At 46.5% G+C, this 8,034-nt stretch carries 8 protein-coding genes and 2 tRNA genes; 5 read left to right on the top strand and 5 right to left on the bottom strand.

Going from position 1 to position 8,034, the window contains the following annotated elements; genetic code table 11:
- Positions 1-8 precede the first annotated feature (8 nt).
- Together BIY29_RS13385 and ccrA are read left to right on the top strand one after the other, a co-directional pair.
- Entirely contained in the window at positions 9-440 is a 432-nt protein-coding gene (locus BIY29_RS13385; protein WP_121575610.1) for a PaaI family thioesterase, read from the top strand.
- A 153-nt stretch (positions 441-593) separates the two neighbouring features.
- Complete coding sequence (ccrA, locus tag BIY29_RS13380) at positions 594-1,853, top strand: crotonyl-CoA carboxylase/reductase (protein WP_121575609.1); 1,260 nt, start codon at positions 594-596, stop codon at positions 1,851-1,853.
- A gap of 345 nt (positions 1,854-2,198) precedes the next feature.
- On the opposite strand, the gene BIY29_RS13375 is transcribed toward ccrA, so the two are convergent.
- Positions 2,199-2,275: transfer RNA gene (locus tag BIY29_RS13375), tRNA-Asp, on the bottom strand.
- Between the two features lie 126 nt (positions 2,276-2,401).
- Positions 2,402-3,139, bottom strand: coding sequence for a DNA polymerase III subunit epsilon (gene dnaQ / locus BIY29_RS13370; RefSeq protein WP_121575608.1), 738 nt, complete (start codon positions 3,137-3,139; stop codon positions 2,402-2,404).
- On the opposite strand from dnaQ, the gene rnhA reads away from it, so the two are divergent.
- On the top strand, positions 3,093-3,659 hold the full coding sequence (rnhA, locus tag BIY29_RS13365) for a ribonuclease HI (RefSeq protein ID WP_170158940.1): 567 nt from the start codon (positions 3,093-3,095) through the stop codon (positions 3,657-3,659). The two genes, dnaQ and rnhA, sit on opposite strands and share 47 nt — an antisense overlap.
- 7 nt (positions 3,660-3,666) lie before the next feature.
- Here the strand turns inward: rnhA and BIY29_RS13360 are convergent, their stop codons facing one another.
- Positions 3,667-4,377 (bottom strand): class I SAM-dependent methyltransferase, encoded by a 711-nt coding sequence (locus BIY29_RS13360; protein WP_121575606.1) that lies wholly within the window; start codon positions 4,375-4,377, stop codon positions 3,667-3,669.
- Positions 4,378-4,420: 43 nt separating this feature from the next.
- Here BIY29_RS13360 and gloB point away from each other — a divergent pair, with 43 nt between their 5' ends.
- Both gloB and mltD read left to right on the top strand, forming a co-directional pair.
- Positions 4,421-5,176 (top strand): hydroxyacylglutathione hydrolase, encoded by a 756-nt coding sequence (gloB, locus tag BIY29_RS13355; protein ID WP_121575605.1) that lies wholly within the window; start codon positions 4,421-4,423, stop codon positions 5,174-5,176.
- A 70-nt stretch (positions 5,177-5,246) separates the two neighbouring features.
- Positions 5,247-6,626: a murein transglycosylase D gene (mltD, locus tag BIY29_RS13350; protein WP_121575604.1), complete on the top strand. Its 1,380-nt coding sequence runs from the start codon at positions 5,247-5,249 to the stop codon at positions 6,624-6,626.
- A 73-nt stretch (positions 6,627-6,699) separates the two neighbouring features.
- On the opposite strand, the gene BIY29_RS13345 is transcribed toward mltD, so the two are convergent.
- Positions 6,700-7,485 carry an endonuclease/exonuclease/phosphatase family protein gene (locus tag BIY29_RS13345; protein ID WP_121575603.1) on the bottom strand — a complete coding sequence of 262 codons (786 nt, stop codon included), beginning with the start codon at positions 7,483-7,485 and terminating at the stop codon, positions 6,700-6,702.
- Between the two features lie 319 nt (positions 7,486-7,804).
- Positions 7,805-7,881: transfer RNA gene (locus BIY29_RS13340), tRNA-Asp, on the bottom strand.
- Between the last annotated feature and the right edge of the window lie 153 nt (positions 7,882-8,034).

Below are 8,034 nucleotides of genomic sequence, written 5' to 3'. Positions count from 1 at the left end.
GAATGATTATGATTGAAAGCAGTCTGGTACCTAATTTGAATAATTCAGCTTTATTTCAGGCGCTGGGGTTTACCATTATTGAAATAAAAGCTGATGCTATCGTTATGGAAATAAATGACAACAACCCCTGCCACGAAGGAGGTTTTGGCGTACTCACTTCCGTCGGTATTAACGGCGCGGTGATCAGCGCTGGCTTAGAATTGGCGATGGGCATATGTGGATTTAATGCTTTGGGCCGTGAACCCGCAGCATTGATTGAACTTTCAGTAAAAATTTTACGCGTGATACGTAAAAAACCATGCAGAATCGAGGCACGCATAGATAATAGAAACAAAAATATCGCCTTTGTTTCAGCCACACTTTTCAGCGCACGAGGTGGTATTTGTGCGACGGGAACAGGCATTGTATTAAAGAGTAAAAGTAAAAAGGAAATACCATGAAAGAGAACCGATAAACGTCTAATCGCCCTGTTCTTATTTATCTCATTTAGTGGATCGTTAACCATAGCGTTTCACGGATATGTCACATCACAAACGTGATATGACATAGAAAACAGATTAATAAAATTTATTCGTATAGACAAGGAGTTCAAAATGACGACTAATTTTTCGATTCCTCAAAACATGAAAGCTTATCTTATTCGCCCAGAACGTTATGGCGATCCAATTACCGCGATTCAACTGGAGACCGTCAGCATTCCAAAATTATCTCCCAATCAGGTTCTCATCAAAGTGATGGCGGCAGGACTGAATTACAATAATGTTTGGGCGGCATTAGGGAAGCCCGTCGACGTTATTTCAGCGCGCCGAAAAAGAAACAAAGATGCCGAACCATTTCATATTGGCGGTTCAGAGGCGGCGGGAATTGTTCATGCTGTTGGTCATGATGTTAGTAACGTTAGCGTGGGTGATGCCGTTGTGGTTTCATGCTCGGTATATGACGCAACCTCGCTTGAATCTCGCCTCGCGCCCGATCCGATGTTTACCCGTAGTCAGGAAATCTACGGCTATGAAAGAAATTATGGATCGTTTGCGGAATTCACAATCGTTGAAGACTATCAATGTTTTCCCAAGCCCGATTTTCTAACCTGGGAGGAAAGCGCAACCCTGATGCTGAATGGACCCACAGCCTATAAACAACTCACGCACTGGACCCCTAATATCGTCAAACCGGGCGATGCCGTTCTCATATGGGGGGCCGCCGGTGGTTTAGGCTCATTATCGGTACAAATCGTGAAAGCCCTCGGTGGACTCCCCGTCGCAGTGGTTTCAAGCGAAGAAAAAGGAGAATATGTTTGCAAACTTGGCGCCGTAGGATATATCGTCAGGGAAAAATACTCATATTTCGGTCGTCTTCCTGATGTGACATCCGATGAACATGCAGCCTGGTCCAGAGCATTCGCCAATTTCAGACGCGACTTCTTCAAGGCATTAGGAAAAAAAGAGCTTCCCAAGCTGGTAATAGAACATTCAGGGCAGGACACGTTTCCAACATCACTGCAAATCTGCGATCATTCAGGCATGGTTGTCACGGTTGGCGGAACCTCAGGCTATAATTGCGACTTTGATGTGCGTCATTTATGGATGCATCAGAAAAGAATACAAGGCTCTCACTACGCCAATATCCGTGAATGTAATGAATTTCTTCACCTCGTTAATCAAAAAAAGATTATTCCAACAATGAATAAAGTCTTTAATTTTGATGAAACACCTTATGCACACCATCAGCTATTAAATGGAGGGATATTTGGTAATGCGGCTGTTTTAGTCAATGCAAAAGCCCCCCAACTTGGTTCAACCATTTGTCATAAGGATGACAAGCTTATTCCCTCAACGAGTCAGCCAGTAAGGTAATAAGGCAAGAAAAAAATTAACAACGATATTTAAGCCATATGAAATACTCTGAGTTATATGGAAATGAACTCTCCTTTTATAGTTACAAAAAAAGGAGAGTCATGCATATAGACACAGACTTCGCCCGTCAGACAGGTAATAGGGATTTATAACGGGTTTTGCTTTTTGAACCTCGGAAGAAGAAAGAGGAGATCGGAATACCCTCTTCGGGCGCTCTACTTATTATCTTTGGCTTCCCCGGCACGCCGACGGATAACATAGGGACGAAAAAAAACCGCAAGTCACTAATGACTTTGCGGTTTCTTAACTCATAAGGATGTATTAAAACACCCAAAGACAATGAGTTGGCGGAACGGACGGGACTCGAACCCGCGACCCCCTGCGTGACAGGCAGGTATTCTAACCAACTGAACTACCGCTCCATTCGGTGCTCACTGAGCGGGTTGAATACTAAGATGGCGCTACTATTACGTCAATGGTTTTTATAACTAACCGCTTCTGTTTGCTTATAATTTCAACTGACCGTCTATTCCCTCACCGGCGGAATACTATTCATTGCGCCAAAGACAACTACCGCCCTTTTTCGCGATCAAATCCAGACGTTGTTCATGCCTCATCAGTTCTTCCTCATTGGCGTATAGCACCTTCAGCGCCGAGGCCGGGCGGGTGATCCGCTGAATGCTTTCGCTTTCATTTTCCTGCCGCTGTACCTCACCTTCCATTGCGAACGTCAGTGATGTCTGCCCCCCCGTCATTGCCAGATAAACTTCAGCCAGAATTTCGGCATCGAGCAATGCGCCGTGCAGCGTTCGTTTACTGTTATCTATCTGATAGCGATCGCATAACGCATCCAGGTTGTTCCGTTTGCCCGGAAAGATTTTACGCGCCATTAACAGGCTATCAGTTATCTTACAGAAGGTTTCCGTCTTGGGAATGTCCCGGTTTAACATCCGGAATTCATAATCCATAAAGCCGATATCAAACATCGCGTTATGGATCACCAGTTCAGCGCCACGGATAAAGGCGAGAAAGTCGTCAGCAATCTGCGCATAGGTCGGCTTATCCGCCAGAAATTCATCACTGATGCCGTGTACGTTATAGGCTTCCGGATCAACCAGACGATCGGGTTTAATGTACACATGGAAGTGGCGCCCGGTCAGACGACGGTTAATCACCTCAACAGCGCCAATTTCGATAATTTTGTGTCCTTCGTAGTGAACCCCCAGCTTGTTCATACCAGTGGTTTCAGTATCCAGGACGATTTGTCGCGTAATTTCAGTGCTCATCGTTTTCGTTTATGTCAGACTTGCCGTTTTCATCATAAGGAAGAGTCTACCAGAGATGCTAAAACAGGTAGAGATTTTCACCGATGGATCTTGCCTCGGTAATCCGGGCCCTGGAGGTTACGGTGCATTGCTGCGATATAAGCAGCATGAAAAAACATTGAGTGCAGGTTATCGGTTAACCACCAATAATCGCATGGAACTGATGGCGGCTATCGCAGCGCTTGAAACATTAACCTCTCCCTGCGAAGTAGTGTTAAGTACCGATAGCCAATATGTGCGCCAGGGGATCACCAGTTGGATCCACAACTGGAAAAAACGCGGCTGGAAAACAGCGGACAAAAAACCGGTGAAAAATGTCGATCTTTGGCAGCGTCTGGATCAGGCAATTCAACGCCATATCCTACGCTGGGAATGGGTGAAAGGACATGCTGGCCATCCTGAGAATGAACTCTGTGACGAACTGGCCCGCAGCGCCGCCAGCGCACCAACGCTTGATGACATTGGCTACAATCCTGAGTAACCCGCGATCAGCTGCGGTATATTTTCGTTGCACCGACCGTACGGCGCAGAGGCACTTTACAAAAACGGGCACGCATCGGCGTAAAGCTCAGGGGGATAGTCCTTTTACGCGCGATAATCAGTGACAGGCAACCCAATACAGGCAGGTGTTTATTCAATTTCCCTCTGTTTGTGCGCCACGGCGTTACCTGCAGGCTGGCATGATGTACCACCTCGTAATTCAGCAGACTGAGCCAGTCCACCATGCGCATCTGGGTAAACATCCGGCTGCAATAAGGTTGCCGTTTGTTTAATCCAGGGATAAGTTTTGCAATACCCAGCAGACTCACTGGGTTAAAACTGCTCAATATCAGCCAGCCATCATCAATCAGCACACGGTCTACCTCCCGCAATATGCGGTGCGGATCGGCAGAATAAGACAGGGTTTGTACCAGCAGGCAAGCATCAACCGATTTCTCAGAAAAAGGCAGTTGATGCGGATCGGCAATAACCTGCACACTATCGCCAGCCGTCGCAACGTTGACCTGATGCGCAATTGCGCAATCTTTTATCGTTGTTGCCGCACTCAACGCCCCGATTTTCAACAGATGAAAACCGAATAGCTTCGGCCACCAGGGTAACAGTGCCTGCTCAAGCGATTCGCGGTAATATTTCCCCCAGGAAATATCGTCCCATGAACCAGGGACCGCAACAGTCTGAGATGTTTGTGCTGGCTTCATGTTCTATTATCTTCCCCAGGCTGATAGCAAAACGAGGTAATCCATGAATCTTATCAGTATTGCATCACTTCAGGACAACTACATTTGGTTATTGAGTAACAAAGAAAACCACTGTGTCATCGTCGATCCCGGCGAAGCGCAGCCGGTATTGGACGCGCTCAACAAACATCAGCTTACGCCTGAGGCAATTTTACTGACTCACCATCACCATGACCATGTTGGCGGCGTCGCCACTCTCGTCGCACATTATACGAATTTGCCGGTTTTTGGTCCTAAGGAAACCCAAAAAAGTGGCGCAACGGACATTGTTGAAGAGGGAAAGACCCTGTCGCTATTAAATTCGGACTTTTCTGTACTTGCTGTTCCAGGCCATACAGCAGGGCATATAGCCTATTATTGCCCCCCTTTTTTGTTCTGCGGAGACACGCTTTTTTCCGGCGGATGCGGTCGTATTTTCGAAGGCACTCCAAAGCAAATGCATGATTCAATTGAAAAAATATCGAAGCTACCTGATAACACTCTGATTTGTTGCGCACATGAATATACTCTTTCAAATTTAGAATTTTCTCATGCTGTCTGGCCTGAAGAGTCCACAATTAAGGCCTATCTTCATAAAATCAGGCAGATACGTGAAAAACTGCAATCTAGCTTGCCTACAACCCTAGGTCTGGAGCGAAAAATAAACCTTTTTCTTAGATGCCATGATATTGATTTAAAAAAGAAAATATCATCAGAACCTGAAAGCATAGCGGACTGGCAAGTCTTTGCCCGGTTACGCAGCAAGAAAGACGGCTTCTAAAGGTTTATGTTGTGCTAATCCCCTAATCAAAGTATTATTGCGCGTCTTTTAAGCAACTATTGACACACATATGAAGGCTAAAGCGATGATAATCGCCTCAGTCTTGCTGGCCGGTTGCCAGGTACCGCCTTACGATACTTCCCAACCTAAACAGCATGGACAGAGTCTGTCTTCAGCAAGTCAAAGTGAAGCAGTAAGGTACGCAGAGGGTCGAGAGACCTCAGCGCGATGGCTGGATGATGACAGCGTCGAGCAACGAGATCTGTGGAACTTCATTGGCGACGAGCTGAAGATGGAGGTTCCGGATAACGCCCGGATCCGCGAACAAAAAATGCGTTATTTAAAGAATAAGAGCTATCTCCACGATGTAACATTACGGGCAGAGCCGTACATGTACTGGATTGTCGAGCAAATTAAGCAACGTAAGATGCCGATGGAACTAGTACTGCTACCCATAGTGGAGAGCGCTTTTGACCCTCAGGCCACTTCATCCGCCAATGCCGCCGGGCTATGGCAGATCATCCCTGGCACGGGGCGTAATTATGGTTTGAAACAAAACCAGTGGTATGATGGACGCCGCGACGTTGTTGCGTCGACAACCGCTGCACTGGACATGATGCAACGCCTCAACAACATGTTTGACGGTGATTGGTTGCTGACCGTCGCTGCCTATAACAGCGGCGAAGGTCGCGTCATGAAAGCGGTTAAGGCAAATAAGGCAAAAGGCAAATCAACGAGCTTTTGGGCACTGGCGTTACCTCGTGAAACGTCAATCTATGTTCCAAAAATGTTGGCCTTGAGCGATATACTTAAGAATAGCAAAAAATATGGCGTTAACCTGCCCAAACCCAACGAAAGCCGTGCATTAGCCAGAGTTGAAGTTGGACAGCAGATGCAATTGACGCAAGCAGCAGAAATGGCTGGCCTGCCGTTGAACAAACTGAAGAGTTACAATTCGGGCTACAAACGTAACGTGACAGCACCCAATGGGCCACATTACATTATGGTACCGAGAGCTCACGTTGAGCAGTTGAAGGACTCACTGGCAGATAGCGATATCGCAGCGGTTCAACCAACGCGCTTGGCGCAGTCAATGCAGGAATCGCAGTATAAGGTTCGCGCTGGCGATACGTTGTCTACAATAGCCAGTCGGCTGAATGTCAGCGCGAAAGATTTGCAAAACTGGAATAATCTACGCAGTGCAAATGCACTGCAGGTTGGACAAAGTTTACAGGTTGCTAAGGGGTCTAACGTTGACAATAGCATTAAAGGCGGGTCAATTACCTATCGAGTTCGTAAAGGTGATTCACTTTCCAGTATTGCTAAACGTCATGGTGTAAACATTGCTGATGTCATGCGTTGGAATACGGTGATAAACAAAAATGCCAACATCCAGCCCGGTGATCAACTGACACTTTACGTCAGTAAAAGCACCCGACCTGAGTCTTAAGCGTTTTACATAAAAAAACCATCTGTAAAGCTAATACTGGTTACCTTAGGTAACCAGTATTTTTTTATAGCCTTTAAAGCTGGAATTCAACCAGCAAAGGATTATGATCCGATGCCTGAGTGACCAAAATGGAGGATTGAGCAACTTCTAACCGCCGATAAAACACAAAGTCCAGAGGCCGCCCAAACACCTTACGGCGGTGATCGTCAGCAAAACCAACCTCCTGCAAATTCATCTTCATGGCAAACCGATAGAGCGCTCTAATGCGGGGCTGGCTCCAGGCATTGAAATCCCCTGCCATAATCACTGGCCCGCGATGATGGAACAATTGCTCTCCGATGGTTTCAAGCTGCTTACTGTAAACTTCAACACCGAAACTGAAATTTACCGCGTGAATGTTAATCACCATCAACTGTCTGCCATCGGATAATAAATAAACCGTTACCAGTGCCGATTTAGATAGCCGCAGCAAAGGTTCTTTCTCCCGTAAAGGACAGCAGTACATAGGTTGAGCAGCAGATAATGTCATTACGCCAGAAGGATGCTGTGGCAGAATAATCGCGGGCACCTGATCGGTAGAAAGGTAGTTAGACGTTGCAAAGCGAATTAGCTCTGGCGAACTTTGCGCCTCCTGGAGTAAAACCAGCTGCGTATCTTTGCCAAAGTTCTGCAAAACAGAAAGCCAGTCCATTCTTTGCTGCTTAAAGATATTCCACACCATGACGCGTAATACATCTTTCTCCAGTAGCAGTGGGCCTGATGGCAGCACTTGCTCCAGATGATGCATTGTTCCGGGTGGAAAGATACGCTCTGCTGGCTGACCAGCTACATATCTCATCGCATATGTTTTTTTTCGCACGCCTCGCCTTGCTATCAATTCCAGTTCGCCAACACACCTTTACAGCTCAAAGGTACACTCCTGTTATAGGAATTGTATAGTAGACTTTCAATACATGGCAGCCATTAAGTGGGGAAATACAAAAATCACCTGCGAACAGACCGTGAAATGACGCTATATCTTCGCTCCAAATGGACAATATGTTATAGAACAAGCGTGAACATTGTCATCAGGCCGTTCAGTAGCGCTTTACGTAACATGCTGGGTTAATTATGGTAAACAATAAAAAATTACCAACGCAAAAAAGCCCTGGGCGTTAACCCAGGGCTTATGCAATAAGTGGCGGAACGGACGGGGCTCGAACCCGCGACCCCCTGCGTGACAGGCAGGTATTCTAACCAACTGAACTACCGCTCCACCGATTCTTTTACGCGTATCTTCCTGATACTTTGCCCATCAGGGCCTGCATTCCGTTGCTCAGACTCATTTTTCGAGCCCGTCGATTATCAGATGTCACTCTAATAATCCGTGTTTGATGCCTGGCAGTTCCCTACTCTCACATGGGGAGAC

It is taken from the genome of Brenneria alni, assembly GCF_003666245.1.
GTDB classification, from domain to species: Bacteria; Pseudomonadota; Gammaproteobacteria; order Enterobacterales; family Enterobacteriaceae; genus Brenneria; species Brenneria alni.
Note: the sequence above shows the minus strand (reverse complement) of the source record. Positions and strands in the feature narration are given on the sequence as shown.